The sequence below is a fragment of the uncultured Dokdonia sp. genome (genome assembly GCF_947492815.1).
Taxonomy (GTDB): Bacteria; Bacteroidota; Bacteroidia; order Flavobacteriales; family Flavobacteriaceae; genus Dokdonia.
Genome location: NZ_CANLOB010000002.1, coordinates 175804 through 197646, shown reverse-complemented (window position 1 = coordinate 197646; position 21843 = coordinate 175804). Strand labels below are relative to the sequence as shown.

Below are 21843 nucleotides of genomic sequence, written 5' to 3'. Positions count from 1 at the left end.
TTTTTGATGAATCTTTAAGCGTGCAGTTAATAAAAAGTGTTTTCAGATTTGAAAAATCTAGTTTCATAACAATTTATGTGGATATTATTTTTCTTCTTGTTTTATTTTTATGTCGGTTTCACCATCGTCTTTTTTTATTTTCACTTTGGTGTCTTCTGTTTCCATTTTTATCTTTTCTCCATCATCTTTCACCTTGATTTCAGCTCCTTGATTTTCCATTTGTTCAATGATTTTTTCTTCTGGTGTTTTTTCCCTACAAGACGTAGTTATAAAACCTATCAAGAAGATTAAAGATGCTATATATATGTATTTTTTCATAGTTGTCGTATTTAGTCGGGTGGTTGTTAAAAACTCTTGGTTTATACTTGGTTTATATATACTTCTATAAGGGGGTATGAAGTATAGGTACGCTTCTAAAATTAGAAGTCAATTATAAAACCAAGAGTTTTTTTGTGTATTATACTGCTTTGACTAGAGCATGTAAAATCATTTTATCTAATTACGATACTACCTCTTCTAAAGATTTTACAGTTCTTAGATCTGAAGTTATCATCTGTTTTTGATTTTCCAACAAGCTTCTTACTTCTGGAGCAAAGTTTGTATTCGAAATTTGTTCGTTATACTCACTAATTGTTGCTTCCTCACCTCGCACACATTCTTCCAATATTGCTTCATCTGTATTGAAGCTCAGTGCTGATTTTACATCGATCCAAGTTCTATGTGCACTACCTAAGGTTGTACCTTTAGCTACTGGTTCTGCATTAAATTCTCTAATGTGCGCATCTAACTCATTTGCAAATTGTGATCTGCGTACTGCCTTTTCTTGTAACCAATTTTTAAGAGGTTCTTTTTCTGCTTTAGTCATTACTTGTTTATATCCTGCTTCTGCATCATACGTTTTTTGTAATAATTCTTGTAAAGCTTCTACTTGTTGTTTATTGTTTTCTGAAATTTTCATAGTGTGTATTTTTTTTAAATTATTATTATTTTTCTGACAGATGATCGATTTATTTTACTTTTTGAGCGATTAGTTTTGTCGTCGCAAGTTGCAATCCTATTCCTAATACTTTTTTAAATATGGAGTTGGATTTTCCAAACAGAAATTTTCGAGATACATATCCACCAATAATACCAGACACAGAGCCTATTACTGAACTCTTAAACTCGGGTTCTTTATTAAAATCCTGTAATGTTCTTGTTAGAATATTAGAAGGCTTTAAATAATTACCCATAGCGTAAGCTTGCTCCCTTAATTCTCCAGAAATTTGATTTCTTTCTTTTCGGAGTAGCATTATTGTCTGTCTGAGTTCTATCTCTTTACTAGTGTATCGTCCCATTATTCCTATTGTTAGAATTTGCTATTACTTCTTCTATTTCTTTTTCCTTTAATCTAGGCTTCATTAATTTTGTTATCATCAGATTTGTTATAGGCTTTCTAATAAGTGTTTTATTAAAAAAGTATATAATGATTGCTAACAATAAATAAAAGAGCGCTACTATTAGAAATCCTTTAAAGTAATCTCCGAGAAGGTCACCGAGATATAGTGCCAATCCTAGGTTTAAGAAAATAATACAGGTAGAGATGACTAAGATCAATATAGCTCTGCTTGCTAATGATGATACTACATCTGCCGAAGTATCGATTGCGCTTAACTTATATAGTTCTATACTTGTCTCAGTATATTGTTTTGCTTTGTTATAAAGATTTTCAATATGATCTACTGTACCGCTCATTGTTTAAAATATATTTTGTGCTTTATATTATGATACTACTTGTCCATTCATTTTAGATAACTCTCTCTTTGTAGTATTTGAAATTTCATTTCCAGCTTTCTTAGTGGTTTGAGCGATTTCACTTCCCGCTTGTTTTACAACATCGTATTTCTGAGATACTTTCTCTAGTAATACGTTTATCTCATCTTTAAGATTATCTGAAGTTTCCTTACTTTTTTCCGCAATTTTCTTACGTGTGTTAGATCCTTTATCAGGAGCTATCAACATTCCTACTATTGTTCCTATTGCGATTCCTGCTAATGTTCCTACTACTGAATTGTTCATGTTTTTTAAATTTTAAATTGTTATTAATTAAGTTAATTTTCTTTTCTTTTCTAGACGCCTTTGCCGCCTATGAGTCTTAATAATATTGCGATCACTGCGATTACTAATAAAATGTGAATTAGACCTCCTACACTGTAGACAAAAAATCCTAATGCCCATCCTATTACAAGTATTACTGCAATTATGTATAATAAACTTCTCATAGCTTTTTATTTATTTTAATTTACTCTAGACTTTCTAAAGTATTTTGGGTTATTGCTTTATTTTCCTTTAGAACCTCTAAATATTCTTCTACAGCTAACTCTATGGCATTATCATCTGTTTTTAATCTTAAAGTATCTAAAACTTCTATTTGTGTCTCAAGTTTGTCTTTGATATTATCTAGAATGTCTACTGTTACTATATTTTCATTTTTAAAATATTTTAAGACATCAGCCTGATATGTTGGCTTACTAGCTACAGATATCATATTTTCTGATGCTAAATTCTGAATACCATCAAATATTTTTTGTTGTTCCTCTTTTATAGCGATTGCTACACTTTTTATTTCTTGATCTTCCTCTATTTTTTCTACTGCATTACAGAGTGCTATTGTATTTAGGTTATTTTGTGCTGCTTTTACTAATAATGTAGCTTCCAGTTTATCATTTAAAATTTTCTCATTGACAACTTTACTTCCTTCTTTTGAATTAATTATTTTTTTGCACGATATAACAAATACTATTGTTAGTAGAAGTGATGTTATTATTCTGATTGTAGCCTTTTTCATAATCCTTTTCTTTTCTCTTACAAAGGTCGCTAGAGTAATAAGTTTTAGCGTTACAGGATTTTTCTTAATGGTTATAAGATTTACATCATGTTGATTTATCTTATTATTAAAAGAAAATATTATCCTTTCCTTTGTTGATACAAAGATGCAATCAAAGAGTACTTTACGTATTACACGATTTATAGAGAATGTTATGTAATTACAATATAAAGTGTAGGTATCATGTAAAATAGCCGTATTCAGTAACTGAATACGGCTATTTTAATTTTTCAAAAATGTACTGTTATACTAAAGGAAGATATATCGAAAAAACAGCTCCTATATTAGGCTCACCTTTTGCAAAGATAAATCCACTATGATTATCTACTATTTTTTTACAAATAGAAAGTCCTATTCCTGTACCAGAATATTCATCTTTATTATGGAGTCTATTAAATAGTGTAAAAATCTTTTCTGCATATTCTTGTTCAAAACCAATACCATTATCTGAAATCGTAATCCTATGGTATTCGTCATATAGAGCTTTTGACAATTGTTGATCATCACTTGCTTCTACTTTATCGTATGAAATTGCAATGATCGGATTTCGGTCTTTTGCACTGTATTTTAGTGAATTTCCTATCAAATTACCAAACAGTTGCTGTATCTGAAAAGGAATTACTTTCATCTCTGGAATTTTTACTGTAGTAATGGTTGCATTTTTTGCTATGATTACTTCTGCTAAATCTTGTTGAGCATCTTCTAATAATTTATTAATATCACTATTTTTCAGTATTTCATCAGATTTATTTGTTCTTGAATATTGTAACAAATCATCAATAAGCAATCGCATTCTACTTGCTGCATTGTTTATACGTTCTACATATTTTTTGCCAGACTCAGAAAAATTATCTTGTTCTCTATCTTCTAATCTGGAGAGAAAAGTCTGTATTTTACGTAAAGGTTCTTGTAAATCATGACTAGCAACATAATTAAAAGCTTGTAATTCTTTATTATTTAATTCCAGTTCTTGATTTCGTTTTTCCAACGTATTGTAATGATCTATCTCATCTGTAATGTCTGTTGTTGTGCCTAATAATTGAGTTATACCTTCAGAATTTACGGTACTCTTCCCATATGCCTTTAAATAACGGGTGTCTCCACTTTTATGAATCACTCTATACACTATAAAAGGAAGATCTTTGTTTTCTTTCATTTCATCTACCTGAGAAGAGAGCTTTTCTACATCTTCTGGGTGAACAAACTTCATGAAATTTTCTATAGTTTGCGCAAATGATCCTGGTTCTTCTCCTAAGAGTCTAAATAAATTATCTGAAAAATAAAAACTATCTTCTTCTACATTCCAGCGCCAACTTCCATGTTTATTAATGATTTCAGATTGATTTGTTGATTCTTTGAAGATTTCTAATTGCTGATTAGACTTTTTTAGTTTTTCTAGGTTTGAGTTTATTTTCGCGTAAGCAGCATACATTAAGACCAGTGTAAGTAAAATCAAACTATATAAAAAGACAGGTGTGAATCTTGCATCACTTACATACTCTTCTTTTCGTTTTTTAAGTAGATCATTTTCTATAGAAATCATATAGTTGAGTTTATTTCTAATAGCTCCCATATAATTTTTCCCTTCCTGAAAAACATCTTTAAATCTTGTTAAATCTGTTTGATCATTTGCAGCATAATTACTAGCAATTTCAAGATTATCTAATCTCTTATCGATTAATGAACTTAATTCCTTAAGATTTTTTTGCTGTTCTGGATTATCGCTAGTTAAGTATTTAAGTTCTGCAAAACTATTATTTACTTTTTTACGTCCTTCTATAAAGGGTTTTAAGTACAATGAATCTTGCGTAATGATATAGCCTCGCTGTCCAGTTTCTGAATCTTTAAGATATGAAAGTATTTGTTCTAGCTCTACATTTACTTTATAGGTATGAATGACCATCTCTGTAGACTTAGATAGATTGGTAATATGTTTGTACCCTAGCCCTGCTATAAAAATAATAGCAAAAAGACTTACTACAAATACAACCTTTACAAACCAAGAAGACTTATATATCCTTTTTATGATCATAATACGCTTAGAGTCTCAGTAAAAAGTTATCCTTGTTTAAGCCATTAGTGTGGTATTGCCAGTTAGTTGTCACAACGTTGGACAATACCTTTTTAAGCACCTTAAAATCACTTGGCTTCTTTATATAAATATTAGCGCCTTTTATAAATGTATTCTCAATATCTTCTTCCGAAGCAGAGGTAGAGTATATCGCAATAACAACATCCTTAAATCTTGAGTTTTCTTTGATCTCTTTCAAGCATTCCATTCCTGATTTACGAGGCATATTTAAATCCAAAAATAGAATATTAGGTAAGATGGCATCTTCTTGATTCAAGTAATCCATAAGATACACACCGTCATTATAAGTAGTAACTTTTACAGTCATTTTTAATTCATCAAAAGCGTCTGTAAAAAACATTCTATCATCCTCATCATCGTCAGCGAGTATAATGTGTGTATAATCAGTTGCCATAGGTATTAGGTATTAAGTTAGTTGTTTTCTTCTCTTCTTTTGGCAATAATCCTTTGAAAAGCAGAAGGTGTTATTCCTGTTGTATTTTTAAATTGTGTACTTAAATGCGCAACACTAGAATAGTTTAATTGAAAAGCTATTTCTGTAAGGCTTTTATTCTCATTAATAATAAGTCGCTTTGTGTATTCTATCTTTTGCAGAATGATAAAATTTTCTACAGAAGTATAGGTAACTTCAGAAAAAAGATTAGATAAATATCCATAGCTATGCCCTAATTTTTCAGAAAGATATACTGAACTTTTTACGTGCACTTCTGTATCTGAATTATACACCATATCTATGATTGTATCTTTCATTTTCTGAACTAAAATACTCTTATGATCCTCTACAATTTCAATTCCGTACGGTTCTAAAGCCTTTGTAAACTCATCATGTTTATGGTCGGGCACTTTTTCTAAAAAAGCAACTTCTCCAAAATTGAGTATTTCGTACTTTAAATCTAGAGCATCTAATTGTTCTTTCAAAACAGTATTGCAAACTGTATTAAAATCAAATTTTATAAAGAGTTTCATTATATTGAAATTGGTACGTAAAAATATGGTTTAAATTTTTAGTACTAAAATCGTACTTTACCATAATTTGACCTTTATCGTTTTTTTCTTATCGATTTCCATTTTTTTAATCGACTCCTAGCCGTGCTTCTTAAGAATTTATTTTCAGGTTCTCCTATTAAAAACCCAAAAGCTTTGTATTGTTCAGAGTGGTCGCATAATATTTTGATTGTTGCTGTTATAGGAATTGCTACAACCATTCCTGCAACGCCCCAAAGCATAGCAAATGCGATAAGTGAAAAGATGACAATGAATGAGTTTACACTTACCTTTCCGCCTGTTACTTTAGGAGTAATAAAATTTCCTTCTATAAACTGAATAAAACTAAATAGAGCCAACACTCCGAAAACATACCAATAACTATCTTTAGTGACCAATGCTACCAATGCTGGCAACAATGCTCCAATCACAACCCCTATATATGGTATCACTAATAAAAGTGCCGCGAAAAATCCAAAAAAGACTGCATTTTCAATACCTAATAGTAATAATCCTACTGTATTTAAAACCCCTACAATAACCATAACTTTCAGTAAACCCGCAAGATAGTTTTGCTGTATGTGATATACCTCCTTGATAACTAAATTTATGTAAGACTTTGATTTTTTTGAAAATAAGCGATATGCAAAGTTTCTTAAGAAACGACGATAGTATAGAAAAAAGAATAAATAGATCGGTATTAGAACAACGTCACTAAAAAGAGACCCTGACTCAAAAATAAATGTAGAAATTTTGTCAAAATTACCCTTTAATAATTCGCTAAATCCGATATCTTGTTCTAACAAAGAATTGCGATCACTGACATCTAGAGATTTTTCTACATTACCTATGATACTTGTATACACTTCTGTAATCTTGGAAATGTATTCATTCCCGTTATCCATAAAATTTCGAAGTTGTGTAATGATTAAGTATACTAAGAGTATCGTAAGACCAAACATGATGATTATCGAAAAAATAGTAGCAAATAGACGATTACACCTCCACTTTTTCTCAAAAAAAGATTGGACTGGAAAAATCATAATTCCAAATATAGCCGCTAGCAACAATGGCATGATGAGAGGTTTAAGTATATATAATGCAAATATTACTGCAATAAGCGCAATGATATTAAATGCAAAATTTGATGGAGTCGTTTTTATGGTCATTGCGTAAAGTATTCAGAGACTATAGACAATACAAAACTATCTACAAGATAGAAATCACTAGTTACAATATTATTGAGGGTTATTACATAATTTACTTTTAACTCACGCACCACACCGCTACTTGTAATCTTATAACCATTATTTATAATTCTGTAATGTAAAAATATGAATATGAATGCACATTTGCAGTATTGTTACTCCCATACTATAAAATAATTAATGAAAAAATAAAACGCTATGAATAATTGGACTATTATATGTTTTGTGATCGTATTAGTATCTGCACTGGCATGTTTTGGTAATGTATCTCCAAATTATGTGGGAACTGCAAGAGTGTCACTCTTATTATTTGCGACACTGTTATTTATTTCTATTATAAGAGGAAGCGTAAAAAGATAAAAATTAATATATATATATATTTATGCATAAAACTATTAAACTAATTATAATCATTGTAGGTATTGTATTACTTGCTTATGGTGTATATACACTTATAGTTCCAGAGGCATCTGTAAGTTTAGGACCTCTGAGTATCCAGGCTCAAGACAATACAAATGCATATATTGCCATAGGAATAGGACTTATCACACTATTCGTAGGAACTTTTGTTAATAACATAAAGTAACTTAATACATAGATTATCTTGTATTTACACTCATTAAAATAAAATTGCAATATGCCAATCAAGTACATTTTTTCTCTTCTCATCTTAGTTTTTTTCTACGTTCCTACAAAGGCACAATCACTTTCGGCTAAACAGGTTTCAACAGTAGTAGATAGCTATAAAAAAGATGTCCGAGGTCCTTATTACCGTATTAAATGGTTCTGTAAAGACGGTACAGAAAGAGAACCCCGAGATCCTTGCCCAGATGATATTGGTGGAGGAATCCAGCATGCCAGCTTCAAGGAGTCTGCCCTCAAACTACGATCTACTAATAATTTATATTTTGGAGAAATATTGGCCGCTGTAGCTAAAAATGATTTTCTGGATAAAAAAAATAATTACAACCGTTTAAAGCAATATCAAATTGGTAAATATTTAGAAAGTGTAGATGATGGTTGGATACTTCGTAAAGCACAATATTATAGAGGTGCATTGCAAAGTGAAGATGAAGAAGCCTGGGGAAAGGAGTTTTTTGAATGGTTATTAAATGATAATGAGATAATTAAATCTCATTTCTACTTAATCCGTCAATCATTAAAAGATATACCACACAGTGGAGATAGTAATTTAGCTCAATTAATGCGTAGTCAATCTAAAGCAATCTCTGAAAACACGCCGGCTTTTATGGATGCACGTATAAAAATACATGGCAAACCTGAGGCAGCAGATGTAGTACTTGTTAAAAACTTTATCTCTGAAAAAAAATCATCATTATCGAGTGAAACAATAAAAGAGCTTCAATCACTTATAAAAACTATGGAAGCTTTCTATGCACCTATAGACTTTTATGAATTAGAAAAAAAATTAAAAGTACTTCCTGCCTCAAATCCATCTACAGAAAGAATGATTGATTTTGTTACGGGTAATACTGCCAATAAAACAGCTGTTTCGTTAGTTACAGATATTTCAAATATTCTCAATGAAATCCGTTTTAGTATTGCTACATATCCAAAAAGTAAAGACCGCCTTTTCTTATTAGACATTTCAAATAGATTAGAACGCACATTACTTACTGAATTACAAAGTTGGGAAACAACCACTTTAAGAGAGCAATTAAACAAAATAAATGTAATGAGTTGCGCAGCGGTTGGGACAGGTTTGATAGAACGATGGGAGTACGATGCAGTAGCTCCTTCCATTGAAAAACTTATTCAAGAAGAGCAACTTACAATAGAGCAACTTAGTTCATTACTCACTAAAAGTAGAAGTATCGTCGAATGGAGTACAGCCATGACAAAAGCTAATTATCAAGAAATTATAAATACCTATACCGAATTCGAACCTTTAGCCTATGGCTTTATAGATGACCGTATACGCAGTAGTGTAGCACTTCCCTTGGGAGAAGCTGTAAGTGAATTAGGGAAAATAGTTGCAAAAGCATCTAACATTACAAACCGTGTAATGACTATAGACAATCAAAGCAGTATACGTGGTTTAAATCCTGGATATACTTTTGGCGAACTTGTCGTAGTAGATGGTAACCCAGATGATATAGAAGTAAACACAAACAAAATTTATATTTTTGAGAGACCGCCAGCAGACTTGAAACCTGTTGCTGGTATAATGACTGTCTCAGAAGGAAATTTAGTGTCTCATGTACAATTATTAGCCCGTAATCTGGGAATTCCAAATGCTGCATTATCCTATGAAAATTTAAAAGCCCTTAAGAAATATAGTGGTAAAAATGTTTTTTATGCAGTCTCTAACAAAGGCAATGTGATCCTCAAAAAAGAAGATGACATGTCTGATCAAGAAAAAGCACTTTTCAACAAAAAAGAACGCAATAAAAATATTATAACCGTTCCCGTTGAGAACATACGACTGGATGTATCTACTGTATTAAATATGCGTGACGTAAGCGCAAAAGATTCTGGTAAATTATGTGGTCCGAAAGCGGCAAACCTTGGTGAACTAAAGCGCTTATTTCCAGAACAAGTGGTTGAAGGAATTATTATTCCATTTGGTATCTTTAGAAATCACATGGAACAATCTATGCCAAGACAAGATAAAACCTATTGGGAATATCTTAATAGCGCTTTCGCGAAAGCGGACTCCATGAGAAAAGATAACATCTCTGAAGAAATTATAGAAGAGTATCAATTGAAGGCACTTAGCATTTTGAATAAAGCTATTATTGAAATGCCATTAAAAAACAGTTTTACCAATGATTTAAAGAGCAACTTTAAATCTGCTTTTAAAAATGAAATAGGTCAGGTACCCGTTTTCTTACGCAGTGACACAAATATGGAAGACCTAAAGGAATTTACAGGAGCTGGTCTTAACTTGACATTATTTAACATAAAAAAAGAAGATGAAATTATTAAAGGAATTAAACGTGTTTGGGCATCTGCTTATACCGAGCGTAGCTTTAAATGGAGACAGAAATATTTATCAAATCCTGAAAATGTATTTCCGTCTATTTTAATCATTCCCAGTGTAGATGTTGATTATTCTGGAGTAATGATTACAAAAGGAATCAACGCTGGTGATGACAATGATCTTACAGTTGCTTTTAGCAGAGGTGCTGGAGGTGCTGTAGACGGGCAATCTGCTGAAACAAGACTCATTACCCCAACCACACACTCCCTATTGGCACCAGCAAGACAACCTGATTATATAAGGCTTCCGGCTTCTGGAGGTACTTCTGGACATCATACTACTTTTGAAGCACCTATTTTAAATGAACGTAATATAGAAGACATAAGGGTTTTAGCCTCAAAAATTAGAGCTACATTAACCTCAGAATCTACAGAAGATACGCAAGCATATGATGTAGAATTTGGTTTTAAAAATGATAAATTATGGCTATTTCAAATTAGACCTTTTGTAGAAAACAAACAAGCCAAAAGTTCTGAATATCTAACCTCTATTTCTCCAAAAGCAGCAAAAAACACCACCGTATCACTTTCTGAAAAACTATAAATATGACCAAAGTATTATACACCTTATTGGGAATTTCTACACTGATTGCTATAAGCATGATTTCATATCCTATAGATGGATATAAGCGCACAGGCATAAAGCGTTTATATCAAATAAAAAAAATGCAGGATGATAGTATCCCTTACAATAGAATTCCTTTCGGAGCTTATAAAAAATTAGATGAAATTAAGCTTCAATTACTATCTAGACCAGAAGATAGCGTAAATGATTTACTTGTAGAAGACAAAGATTTTGCCCAAAAGATTACCCGTCTATTACCTTCAGGTGCTTATTCGGCTTCTGTTTTAGACATGACAAATCCAGATGCTCTAAAATATGCAGGATATAGAGAGAATGTGGGCTATCAACCTGGTAGTGTAGGTAAAATTGCTGTGCTGAACGCTGTATTTACACAAATGGCAAAAGTATGCCCTAACTCTTGGGAGGACAGAGTTATGTATTTAAAAGATATTAAAGTATCATCAAGATACTGGGGAACAGGTGATCATCACACAGTGCCTATTTACGATATAGAAAAAGATAATCTTACAAAAAGACAAGTCAGATCTACGGATGTTTTTTCTTTATATGAATGGTTAGATCATATGGTATCTGTAAGTAATAACGGCGCAGCAAGCGTTATGTATCGTGAGGCCATGCTCATGGCTGCCTTTGGTCCTGAATATGTATTTCTCACGGAAGAACAGGGAGAAAATTACTTTAAAGAGACTCCACGAGATTCTCTTACTAATCTTGCTAATATGGTTGTAAATCAGCCACTAAGAGAGTTAGGAATTACTGAAGATGAATGGCGACTAGGAGGTATGTTTACAAGACCTGCAGGAAAATATGTAGGACGTAAAGGAGGAAGTATAGGAACGCCTAAAGGACTTATGAAATTTCTTATCAAACTTGAACAAGGTAAAGTAGTAGATCAAAATTCAAGCCTTGAAATGAAGCGTTTATTATATCTTACAGACAGACGTATACGCTATGCAAAATCAAGTCGTTTGGACAGTGCAGCCGTTTATTTTAAATCTGGAAGTTATTATAAATGTGATCGAGAAAAAAATCCTAATTGTAAAAGCTATGCAGGTAACGTATTTAATTATATGAATTCTGTCATTATAGTAGAGCATCCTAATAATACAAAATATATAGTATGTCTAATGTCTAACGTCTTAAACAAAAATTCTGCCGGAGCACATATGTACTTGGCTAGTAAAATAGACGATGTCATAATGAATTCAAATAAGGAAGAGATAACGTTAGACGAAAATTACAAAGATGTAGATGATCAAGGTGGTGACGGAGATGGTGGACAAAACTAAAATAGCTATACTTTAGGTAGCATTTATAGCGTAGATACTATTAATTTAAATTCACTTGAATGTGTTTTGAATTTAACGCTTTGTCCTCTAAATGTTTAAGAATCTCATAAATACGCTTTCGCGAAAGCGTGCTCAGCAGATGTAAGCTTAAAATATTAATTTGAAATAACAAGCAAACTTTTCCAAGGCAAGCTCCTGATTAATATACCTTTTTGCGATGATAATAAAGAGTATTAAACCCAATGGTGAGTCCTGAATCTTATAAAAGAAGTCAACCAAAGGATCGAAGTGTTAAACCAAGATCCCGCTAGATGCTGAAACAATCTCAGTGAAAAACGAGAGTAATTCAACTATCTATTTTAGATACATATTACAGATTTTACGAAATAGCGTTTCATTAATCAATTCTATAGCATAGTTGGGTTTCTTTTAATCTAAAATCAAGCTGCTTTTGTTGTATCCAACAGTCTCAAAATTGCTTCCGCACGCCCATTCACTTCTTTATTAAGATGTTTGGTTAATGGCTGTACTAAAGGAATATAGCTTGTATCATTTAGAACCTTGATGAGTTCAAGCACTAGAAGCTTTACTCGTTTACCTCTTCTTCTCAGTAATAGTGCAACATAATTTCTTTCTGACAAAATGTCTAACCTCAATCGAGACTCGCTATTAGACTCCTTTTCAAGAACCGTGTATTCTATCAATGGCAATATCCTAGATTTTAACTGACTTTGTAATAAGTTATCTAAAAACTCTATTGCATTAATTCTAGCCTCTGTTACATTACTCAACAGGCCAGAATAACTAACACTTATGTCAGTTTCATCATACACAAGGCTCAACAGTCTAAAAATACATTTTAAACTCGCTTCTAGCTGTTCTTCTAAAACTTCTACTAGATTCTGTCGAGCAGTTTCTATATCTACTGAGGCATCAGTAATAATTTCATTGTGGGATGCTATCATTAGTTCTCTTATAGAATCTATAGAAATCATAGTGTTTCTATAATATGTACTTTCATTAATAATTTTTTTCTTTAATGTCCTTATATTAAATGTTAATGATTGGTTTTTGGATCTTAATTTCAATAAAGATTTAGAAGCTTCCAGCCTGATAACAACATCATTACTTTTTAATAGTCTAATCAAAACACTTATAGATCCTTGTGTATTAAAGGATTCAATTACCTTCGGGATATGAACTTTTACGTTGTCCCGAATATTTTCTGCCTTATCCATCTTAACAATGGTTTCTGTAATTTCTGGACCATATTTACGTAAGGCTTTTATACTAGCTTTCCTATACTTACTTCGAGTTAGTTTGAGTAATAAATCTTGAATAAATAAATCACTTGACGTAATCCCAGCAGCTTTGATTGCTTGTTTTGCTATAAATGGATGTCTATTATTAAGATGAACTGATATGAAATAATAGTATTTTTTAATTCTAGCATATCCTATAGTAAGCAATAAACTTGCAAGCGCCTCTTTTCTAACATAGGCTTGCTGTTGTTTAAGTATATTAATTTGCTTTTCTATCCTTTCCTCTAATTCATATCCTTTACAAAATACACTGTTATGAGAAGCCTCTTTTGCAAGACAAAGTAACGCTGCATTTGCAATATAATCAGATGAGTGATCTAAGTAATTTTTAAAAAATAGATCCTCGTTCATCTCTGAGTGATGAATAACATAATCTAAGCAAGCGTAGACCAACCGATCATCTTCTATAGTAATAAGAGAAGATACTTTATCAAGTGCCGTCCCCTTCTCATAAAGATATAAATGCTTAATTGCTGCTATTTTCACCTGATGGTAAGGATGATCTAGTAAAGCAATAATAGCATCTTTAAGCGAAGTCAATTTGTAAGTACCTAATTTTTCTAATAGATTAAGAATTTCTTCAGGAGACCCCTTGGTTAGGATACGCCTAGACGTAACCACTGTAGTTTCTCTACTTCCTTTTTTAGTACCTTTTAAACTAAGTGAGTCTTGAATATTTTTCCTAAAAGATTCAAAATACGCTTCTCTTAACCTATAAATTAATACAATCCATATAAGCACAAACAGTAATATGATAACTGTAATATATGTTGTCCCTAAATCTAGTTTTCTAATTAAAAATATTAATATAAAACCAGCAATTCCGGTAGCGATACTATCTACTGCTACATCTATAAATGATTTTGCTTGGTTTTTAATTTGGAGAGGTATAGGCATAATAGATAATTCTATAGCTGCTTTATTAAGGGATTGTTTAAAACTCCCTTCAAATCCTTTAATGATGATAAGAACCCAAAGCTCTGGGAATGTTAAAAACAATAAACTTCCCAAAGCAATACCCAATGGTAAAACTATTAATGTAGAGGAGACTCCAAATCGACTTAGGAACTTATTAGTCACGAATAACTGTAACAAAAAAGCAATAATATTAAATGTTGAAAACCAAAAACCAAAAAAGGAGGCGAGTTCATCAACATCCAGTATTCTTGTATTTGCAAAATCACTAAATTGAAAATCGACAAGTTTGGCAACAATAACTCCTACCCCAGTTGTTAAAGCTAAATATGTGAGGTGTTTCGATTTTGAAACAAGTTTTATTGAAGATACTTGTTTATGAATAGTATTGTGTGCCACTTTTTTACGTATGTAAGTGTTCATCTCACGTATTCTCAATTGCCATATTTTTTGAATAATTGGAATGCAAGAAAGAATTAGAATTCCTGCTAAAAAAATAGCAGTTTTATTTCCAAAAGAAGCCGTGATTATACTAGTAATATAACCACCAATGATTCCACCTGCGATAGCTCCAGCACCAATAAATCCAAACAGTCGTTTGCCTTCTCTAGCATTAAAAACCATATTAGCAAGAACCCAGAACTGGGATGTTGAGATCACTGCAAATAATGACACTAAAATGTAGTATGCATATACAAGAAAATTACTTAATACATTAAAATTTAAAATTACACTAAGGAATAGAAAACCTAAGCTAAAAAATATGAGTGATATTATGGTAATTTTTAAAAGAGAAAAATTACGAATTGCTCTATTATACAAATATGTTGTTGATACAGCAACCCCAGCAACAAGCAAGTATCCAAAAGGAAGATAATCGGCACCTAATTCACTTAAAAATAAAGCATTTACTGTAGGCTTTACAATAAGCAACACTGTTATAATAATAAAGATATATAACTGCATTAAAAAAGAGATATATATTTCACCATCTCTTAATCCAAATGTTTTATTTATAATTTTTTTCAAATCAGCTTTAATTTATTTACTAGCCAACTTTGATTTTTTAAGGACATTTTCAAAAGGTAACACTAAATCTCTAATAATTTGCTCTCCAAGATTATTATCAATCAAAGCGACAATAATATACTTCCTTTTTGGACCCCATACAAGTGCTGAATCTGAGTGATAGTTTTTCCAAGATCCCGATTTTCTGTAGACCTTTGCATTAGGTGCTATCTTATCTAGCGTGTTTACAAATTTGTGATGTAAAGCTGGGTCCTTCATAATATCTAACATTTCCTTCGAACGATCAGTGCTTACCAAATTGCCTAATACAAGTTGGTAATAAAAACTACATACTTGTAAGGTTGTAGCAGCATGGCTTAATCCCTTTAAAGGTTCTGGATAACGCCTACCACCTGCAGCGTAACGTTTACCTACCCATAGCCCCCCTCCAACTTCTTCATCATAGAGCTTTGTTTTTGGAGCTCTTAATACTGCTTCAATTTTTTCATATCCCACACGATCAATCATTCTTGTCGAGGCTCTATTATCAGATTTACTAATCATTAATCGCATGTCTCTTTTGACCTCTTTCGTTTCTTTTAATTCTCCATTTTCTATAGCATCCATGGCCGCTAATAAAACTGCAATTTTTGGCAGACTTGCAGCATACATGAGCTCTTTATCATTTAACCCAGCGTATTTAATATCATTAAGGTCACTTAAATCCACAAGACCCACAGACATTTGCTTATTTTTTATAAGCTGTTTCCAAATAGGATTGCGCATGATTTCGTAAGTTAACAATTGCTGCAACTTATCATCTTGCAATTCAGATATTGGAGAAATAACACCATCTGTTTGCAACGGAAGTGTTCGTTGCGCTTTCACTTGAATCGCTATAAAGAATATTGTTATGAAAAATTTTATTTTATACATAATTTATTTTCAGAGTTAGGTCTTGTATAGTGCAAGTTGTATGCCGATGCCCTCGGTTTAATAAAATTTTAATATTTAAATTACAACTATTATAATTTAAGTTAAATTTCTTTTACAAAAGTGCTGATCGCATCTAATGCATCAAAGATAATTACTTCTTATTGATTCAACGTGACAAAATATTCTTCACTCCTGTTTGAAATATTTAAAAAGAATATAATATCAGTAACGAAATACTCATATACTTATAAAGACTACTAATATCCATTAATTTTCATATAACTAAAACTTAGATTTGCTGTGTTCAACTCATAAGTGCAACACACTTATTTTTTAGGACTTCAATAGGGTTATTATAGTTAAACTTTCTAATAGGTCTGTAATTTAGTAATAATTCTACTTCTTTAATTCTCTCTTTTGTCACTAGATTTAAGTCGGTTTTCTTAGGGAAGAAACGTCTAATGACACCTATTCTATTCTCTACAGTTCCTTTATCTTGGGAGGTGTATGGTCTTGCAAAGTAAGTCTTAGTGTTTAAATCTAGTGCTAGTTTATAATGATAAGCGAACTCTTTTCCATTATCAAAGGTGATCGTTTTTATCCAAGAACTATTAAAATTGGATAGGCGTTTCTTCATTTTTTGATATACCTGTTCTGCGCCTTTTCCGTTAAGCTTCTCTAACATGGTGACCAGTGTTGCTCTATCAGTCATTACAAGAAGTGCAGACTTATGATTACTTCCCATCATTAAATCTACTTCAATATCTCCTATGCGTTTACGATCAGCAACGACTGCTGGTCGTTGCTCTATTGGCACTCTTTTTTGAATAGCCCCTCGATTATCCTTTAAATTACTTCTTTTGTGTCTTCTGCCTGTATGGCGTAGATGTTTATGAAGGTTTTTATAGTCTTTGTGTTTGCGATGATGGCTATGTTTTGCAGTCCATATCCACTTATAAATAGTCTCGTGACTAACACATTGTTCTCCTTCTTTAGTAAGACGCTTAGCAATAAGTTCTGGGCTCCATTTGTTATAACGCATCAAATCAGATATGCGCAGTTTTAGTTGTTCTGTCAAAAGAACTGCCTTGGCTTTCTTTGAGTGTCGATCGCGTGTTTTACGTTCTGCGTGGTCAGCTAAATAACGATAAGCTGTCTGTCCCCTTGTAGGGATATTTCGCTTAAGTTCACGACTTATTCTACTCTTGTTTACATTTACTTTAGAAGCAATTTGAGTCTGTGTAAATCCAAGTTGCAAAAGACTTTGGATTTGATACCTTTGAGACAAGGTCAATTGTTTATAGTGTTTCATCCAAAACGAATATAAATATTGAGCCTAAAACAGATGAGGCTAGCCCCATCTGTTTTAAATATTCGTGTTGCACTTATTACTTGAACTTAGATTTTAATCTATTCTGGAAATTTAGATTTATATTTTAGAAGCTTTCGCGAAAGCGAAGTTTTAAGATGCACTACCTTCAGAAGAGCAACATATGAAAGCAAAAAAAATCCCAAGACTTTTTGAAGTTTTGGGATTCATATTATAAAATTCCCGCTTACGCAGGAATGTAATTATCCTTTCACACTAGCAGATAGATATTCACGATTCATACGTGCAATATTCTCTAGAGAAATTCCTTTAGGACATTCTACTTCACAGGCTCCGGTATTAGTACAGTTACCAAAACCTTCTTCATCCATTTGTTTCACCATGTTCATCACACGGTCTGTCGCTTCTACTTTTCCTTGTGGCAATAATGAGAACTGACTCACTTTTGCACTTACAAAAAGCATCGCGCTTGAGTTTTTACAACTTGCTACACAGGCTCCACAACCTATACAAGTAGCTGCATCAAATGCTGCATCGGCATCAGCTTTTTCAATAGGAATCGCATTTGCATCTTGTGTATTACCAGAGGTATTAATAGAGATAAACCCTCCAGCATGCTGTATACGATCAAAAGCAGAACGGTCTACCATTAAATCTTTAATCACTGGGAAACCTCCTGCACGAAATGGCTCTATGGTAATGGTATCACCATCTTTAAATTTACGCATATGAAGTTGACAGGTAGTCACTAAACGGTCTGGACCATGTGCTTCCCCATTAATAAACATAGAGCAAGACCCACAGATTCCTTCACGACAATCATGATCAAAAACTACAGGATCATCTCCTTTATTGATAAGCTCATTGTTAAGCACATCCATCATTTCTAAGAAAGACATATCTCCATCAATTCCATCAATAGGGTATGTCACCATTTGTCCTTTAGCTTGAGCGTTCTTTTGACGCCAAATTTTCAATGTTAACTTCATAGTTAAAAGTTAAATGTTAAAAGTTAATCGGAGCTTTTAGCTTTCTTTAGATAATTGATATATCCATTTAATATTGCCAAACAACCATTAACTTGTTTTTTATATTTCAAATATGCTTCTTCTGAAATATAACTTTCATCTAAAGCGGTAATAAACTGATCTAACAGCTCGTATAACGAACCTCTTGACATTCTACAGAATTGAATGTTTTCTTAATAATGAAAACGTCCGTAGCCTTCTGCTATATTGTGAGTCACAGACCGAGAGGCTCTACGCATCTGTGAAACTAATTCATATTTTTCGAAGTCCGGAAAAGTATTAATAAGATTCTTAACATCATTTCGAAGTTCTCTTGCTTTTTGCCAGCATCCTAAATCTTCAAAACTTTTAATATCACTCACTAAACTTTACTTAATCAACTTTTAAACAATTAACGAACTTCTATTTATAACTTCTTTGTTTCAATTCAATATTATCATACGTAAGCTCTTCTTTATGCAATACTGCATCTTTAGGTGCTCCTTTGTATTCCCAAGCAGATACAAATGTGAAGTTCTTATCATCACGTTTCGCTTCTCCTTTTTGTGGTCCATCTTCTTCTACAGATTCTTCTCTAAAGTGTCCTCCACAAGATTCATTTCGCGTAAGCGCATCTTTAGCAAATAGCTCTCCTAACTCTAAGAAATCAGCTACACGTAATGCTTTTGCAAGCTCTTCATTATACTCATCTTCTCCTCCTGGCACACGCACTTCTTTATAGAACTCATCACGTAAATCAGAAATCTCATTGATAGCGCTTTCTAAATCTTTAGCGTTACGAGACATTCCACATTTGTTCCACATGATTTTTCCTAATTTCTTATGGAAATAATCAACTGCTTTTGTACCGTTATTATTTACAAGTGCATCTATTTGAGAACGCACATTCTTTTCTGCTTCTTCAAACTCTTTCGTATCGGTAGAAATAGGTCCTGTACGTATATCATGCGACAGGTAATCTCCGATTGTATAAGGCAACACAAAGTATCCATCTGCAAGTCCCTGCATTAATGCAGAGGCTCCTAAACGATTGGCTCCGTGATCTGAGAAGTTTGCTTCTCCAATCGCATATAATCCTTCTACAGATGTTTGTAGGTTATAATCTACCCAAAGACCTCCCATTGTATAGTGAACCGCTGGATAAATCATCATAGGTGTTTCATATGGGTTTTGATCTACAATCTTCTCGTACATCTGGAATAAGTTTCCATATTTTGTCTTTACAATCTCTTGACCTAATTTCTTAACAAGCGCTGCATTATTTGCATCTTGATGCGTTACATACGCTTGTTCTTTTCCATAACGCTCAATGGCGCTTGCAAAATCAAGATATACTGCTTCTCCTGTTTTATTAACACCAAATCCTGCATCACAACGTTCTTTTGCAGCTCTTGATGCTACATCACGTGGCACTAAGTTTCCAAAGGCTGGGTAACGGCGTTCTAGATAGTAATCTCTATTTTCTTCAGCAATTTCAGTAGGTTTTAATTTACCTGCTCTAATTGCTTCTGCATCTTCTTTCTTTGCAGGCACCCAAATACGTCCATCATTACGAAGAGATTCAGACATTAATGTTAATTTAGACTGATGATCTCCAGATACTGGAATACACGTTGGGTGAATTTGCGTATAACAAGGGTTTGCAAAATGAGCTCCACGTTTGTGGGCTTTCCAAGCTGCTGTTACATTAGACCCCATAGCGTTGGTAGAAAGATAGAATACATTTCCGTATCCTCCTGTTCCTAATACAACGGCATGTGCTGAATGACGTTCAATCTCACCAGTAACCAGATTACGTGTAATGATTCCTCTTGCTTTTCCATCTACTTTTACAACGTCTAGCATTTCGTGACGGTTGTACATTTTGATCTTCCCACGACCTATCTGACGGTTCATCGCAGAATAAGCTCCTAATAGCAACTGTTGACCAGTTTGTCCTTTAGCATAAAACGTACGACTTACTAATACCCCACCAAAAGAACGGTTATCTAGTAATCCTCCATAATCACGTGCAAATGGCACTCCTTGTGCTACACATTGATCTATAATATTTGCAGACACCTCAGCAAGACGATATACATTGGCCTCACGGCTACGGTAATCTCCTCCTTTTACGGTATCATAAAAAAGACGATAAGTAGAATCACCATCCCCTTGGTAATTTTTTGCTGCATTGATTCCTCCTTGTGCTGCAATAGAGTGTGCACGACGCGGCGAATCTTGAAAGCAAAATGCTTTTACGTTATATCCTAATTCTGCTAGCGTTGCCGCTGCAGATCCTCCTGCAAGTCCAGTTCCTACAACAATCACATCAATAAGACGTTTGTTTGCTGGATTGACAAGATTAATATCATTTTTATGTTTTGTCCACTTATCTGCTAGTGGTCCTGAAGGTATTTTTGAATCTAATGCCATAGCGATTTTTTAGTGTGAAAGTTGATTAAAGTGATGATATAATGCAATAAAAATAAATCCTACTGGAATGATAATTGCCCATGCTTTTGTCACCACTTTAAGTGCTCTAGAATATTTATTATTAAATCCTATAGATTGGAGTGACGATTGGAAACCGTGTAATAGGTGTAACATCAATAATACAAATGAAATTACATAGAGTACAACTCTCCAAAATGGCTCAAATTTATGTACAGTTTCGGGATGATATTTATATCCTAAAGCTGGATTATTAGGATCTAGAAGTCCTGACATATCACCATCTATATACTTATGCGCAAGTTCTGGAAAAAAGAAGTCATAAAAATGAAGTCCAAAAAATGCTAATATTACAAGTCCCGTAATGATCATATTACGTGACATCCAGTTTGCATTTGCACTTCCTTTATAACTCACATACTTTACAGGACGTGCCTTTCTATTTTGAAGTTCTAGTCTGATTCCCATTACAAAGTGAAAAACAACTCCAAAAATCAATATGGGTTGCAATCCAAACTGCACTAATCCATTGGTTCCCATAAAATGAGACCATGTATTAAAGGTGTCTGGAGACAATACTGAAGAAAGGTTGATTACAAAATGTTGTGTAAGAAAAACAACGAGAAAAAGGCCTGAAAGCGCCATTGCGACTTTTCTACCTATTGAAGATTTTAATAATCCGCTCATTAAAAAGTTGATTTAAATAATTCACACAAATGTACGGCGCAAACGTTATTTTAACAACTTTAACAGGCAGGGATTGCTTCTATTTAGAATGATTATAAGAAGCATCCTACCTGTGTTTAACCTATTATTCTTAAGACTCCATAATCAAAAGTGTAA

General features: G+C 32.8%; 21 protein-coding genes and 1 pseudogene. 4 read left to right on the top strand and 18 right to left on the bottom strand.

Features of this window, described 5'->3' with window-relative positions:
- Positions 1 to 84: 84 nt before the first annotated feature.
- The 11 genes from Q1A01_RS03540 to Q1A01_RS03490 all read right to left on the bottom strand — a co-directional run bounded on the left by Q1A01_RS03540 (position 85) and on the right by Q1A01_RS03490 (position 7018).
- Complete coding sequence (locus Q1A01_RS03540; protein WP_299676072.1) at positions 85 to 318, bottom strand: hypothetical protein; 234 nt, start codon at positions 316 to 318, stop codon at positions 85 to 87.
- 181 nt (positions 319 to 499) lie between these two features.
- On the bottom strand, positions 500 to 958 hold the full coding sequence (locus Q1A01_RS03535) for a PA2169 family four-helix-bundle protein (protein ID WP_299676069.1): 459 nt from the start codon (positions 956 to 958) through the stop codon (positions 500 to 502).
- A gap of 49 nt (positions 959 to 1007) precedes the next feature.
- Positions 1008 to 1337, bottom strand: a complete 330-nt coding sequence (locus Q1A01_RS03530; protein WP_299676066.1) for a hypothetical protein — start codon at positions 1335 to 1337, stop codon at positions 1008 to 1010.
- Complete coding sequence (locus Q1A01_RS03525; RefSeq protein ID WP_299676063.1) at positions 1321 to 1734, bottom strand: hypothetical protein; 414 nt, start codon at positions 1732 to 1734, stop codon at positions 1321 to 1323. Before Q1A01_RS03525 ends, Q1A01_RS03530 begins: the two co-directional genes overlap by 17 nt.
- A gap of 27 nt (positions 1735 to 1761) precedes the next feature.
- Positions 1762 to 2058: a YtxH domain-containing protein gene (locus Q1A01_RS03520; RefSeq protein WP_299676060.1), complete on the bottom strand. Its 297-nt coding sequence runs from the start codon at positions 2056 to 2058 to the stop codon at positions 1762 to 1764.
- 50 nt (positions 2059 to 2108) lie between these two features.
- A complete protein-coding gene (locus Q1A01_RS03515; protein ID WP_299676058.1) occupies positions 2109 to 2261 on the bottom strand; it encodes a lmo0937 family membrane protein in 153 nt (50 codons plus the stop codon).
- Between the two features lie 20 nt (positions 2262 to 2281).
- Entirely contained in the window at positions 2282 to 2827 is a 546-nt protein-coding gene (locus Q1A01_RS03510; RefSeq protein ID WP_299676055.1) for a hypothetical protein, read from the bottom strand.
- Between the two features lie 283 nt (positions 2828 to 3110).
- Positions 3111 to 4898: a CHASE3 domain-containing protein gene (locus Q1A01_RS03505; protein WP_299676052.1), complete on the bottom strand. Its 1788-nt coding sequence runs from the start codon at positions 4896 to 4898 to the stop codon at positions 3111 to 3113.
- A 7-nt stretch (positions 4899 to 4905) separates the two neighbouring features.
- Entirely contained in the window at positions 4906 to 5352 is a 447-nt protein-coding gene (locus Q1A01_RS03500; protein WP_299676049.1) for a response regulator, read from the bottom strand.
- A gap of 17 nt (positions 5353 to 5369) precedes the next feature.
- On the bottom strand, positions 5370 to 5924 hold the full coding sequence (locus Q1A01_RS03495; protein ID WP_299676046.1) for an AraC family transcriptional regulator: 555 nt from the start codon (positions 5922 to 5924) through the stop codon (positions 5370 to 5372).
- Between the two features lie 74 nt (positions 5925 to 5998).
- The gene (locus Q1A01_RS03490) at positions 5999 to 7018 is read right to left on the bottom strand and encodes an AI-2E family transporter (RefSeq protein WP_299676621.1); all 1020 of its coding nucleotides are present in this window, start codon (positions 7016 to 7018) and stop codon (positions 5999 to 6001) included.
- A 330-nt stretch (positions 7019 to 7348) separates the two neighbouring features.
- Here Q1A01_RS03490 and Q1A01_RS03485 point away from each other — a divergent pair, with 330 nt between their 5' ends.
- The 4 genes from Q1A01_RS03485 to Q1A01_RS03470 are packed head-to-tail and all read left to right on the top strand — an operon-like array spanning position 7349 to position 12028.
- Complete coding sequence (locus tag Q1A01_RS03485; RefSeq protein WP_299676043.1) at positions 7349 to 7510, top strand: hypothetical protein; 162 nt, start codon at positions 7349 to 7351, stop codon at positions 7508 to 7510.
- 22 nt (positions 7511 to 7532) lie between these two features.
- Positions 7533 to 7736, top strand: coding sequence for a hypothetical protein (locus tag Q1A01_RS03480; protein ID WP_299676041.1), 204 nt, complete (start codon positions 7533 to 7535; stop codon positions 7734 to 7736).
- A 51-nt stretch (positions 7737 to 7787) separates the two neighbouring features.
- Positions 7788 to 10697: a PEP/pyruvate-binding domain-containing protein gene (locus Q1A01_RS03475; RefSeq protein ID WP_299676038.1), complete on the top strand. Its 2910-nt coding sequence runs from the start codon at positions 7788 to 7790 to the stop codon at positions 10695 to 10697.
- A gap of 2 nt (positions 10698 to 10699) precedes the next feature.
- Positions 10700 to 12028 carry a serine hydrolase gene (locus tag Q1A01_RS03470; protein ID WP_299676035.1) on the top strand — a complete coding sequence of 443 codons (1329 nt, stop codon included), beginning with the start codon at positions 10700 to 10702 and terminating at the stop codon, positions 12026 to 12028.
- Positions 12029 to 12468: 440 nt separating this feature from the next.
- Here the strand turns inward: Q1A01_RS03470 and Q1A01_RS03465 are convergent, their stop codons facing one another.
- From Q1A01_RS03465 to Q1A01_RS03435, 7 genes and pseudogenes are all read right to left on the bottom strand, one after another.
- Positions 12469 to 15294 carry an Npt1/Npt2 family nucleotide transporter gene (locus Q1A01_RS03465; protein ID WP_299676032.1) on the bottom strand — a complete coding sequence of 942 codons (2826 nt, stop codon included), beginning with the start codon at positions 15292 to 15294 and terminating at the stop codon, positions 12469 to 12471.
- A gap of 12 nt (positions 15295 to 15306) precedes the next feature.
- Entirely contained in the window at positions 15307 to 16209 is a 903-nt protein-coding gene (locus Q1A01_RS03460) for a serine hydrolase (RefSeq protein WP_299676029.1), read from the bottom strand.
- A gap of 304 nt (positions 16210 to 16513) precedes the next feature.
- Complete coding sequence (locus Q1A01_RS03455; RefSeq protein WP_299676026.1) at positions 16514 to 17521, bottom strand: IS30 family transposase; 1008 nt, start codon at positions 17519 to 17521, stop codon at positions 16514 to 16516.
- A 260-nt stretch (positions 17522 to 17781) separates the two neighbouring features.
- Entirely contained in the window at positions 17782 to 18528 is a 747-nt protein-coding gene (locus Q1A01_RS03450) for a succinate dehydrogenase/fumarate reductase iron-sulfur subunit (RefSeq protein WP_299676023.1), read from the bottom strand.
- 23 nt (positions 18529 to 18551) lie between these two features.
- Positions 18552 to 18929, bottom strand: a pseudogene (locus Q1A01_RS03445) (four helix bundle protein).
- A gap of 40 nt (positions 18930 to 18969) precedes the next feature.
- Positions 18970 to 20982: a fumarate reductase/succinate dehydrogenase flavoprotein subunit gene (locus tag Q1A01_RS03440; RefSeq protein WP_299676020.1), complete on the bottom strand. Its 2013-nt coding sequence runs from the start codon at positions 20980 to 20982 to the stop codon at positions 18970 to 18972.
- A gap of 9 nt (positions 20983 to 20991) precedes the next feature.
- Positions 20992 to 21687, bottom strand: a complete 696-nt coding sequence (locus tag Q1A01_RS03435; protein ID WP_299676017.1) for a succinate dehydrogenase cytochrome b subunit — start codon at positions 21685 to 21687, stop codon at positions 20992 to 20994.
- Positions 21688 to 21843: the final 156 nt, after the last annotated feature.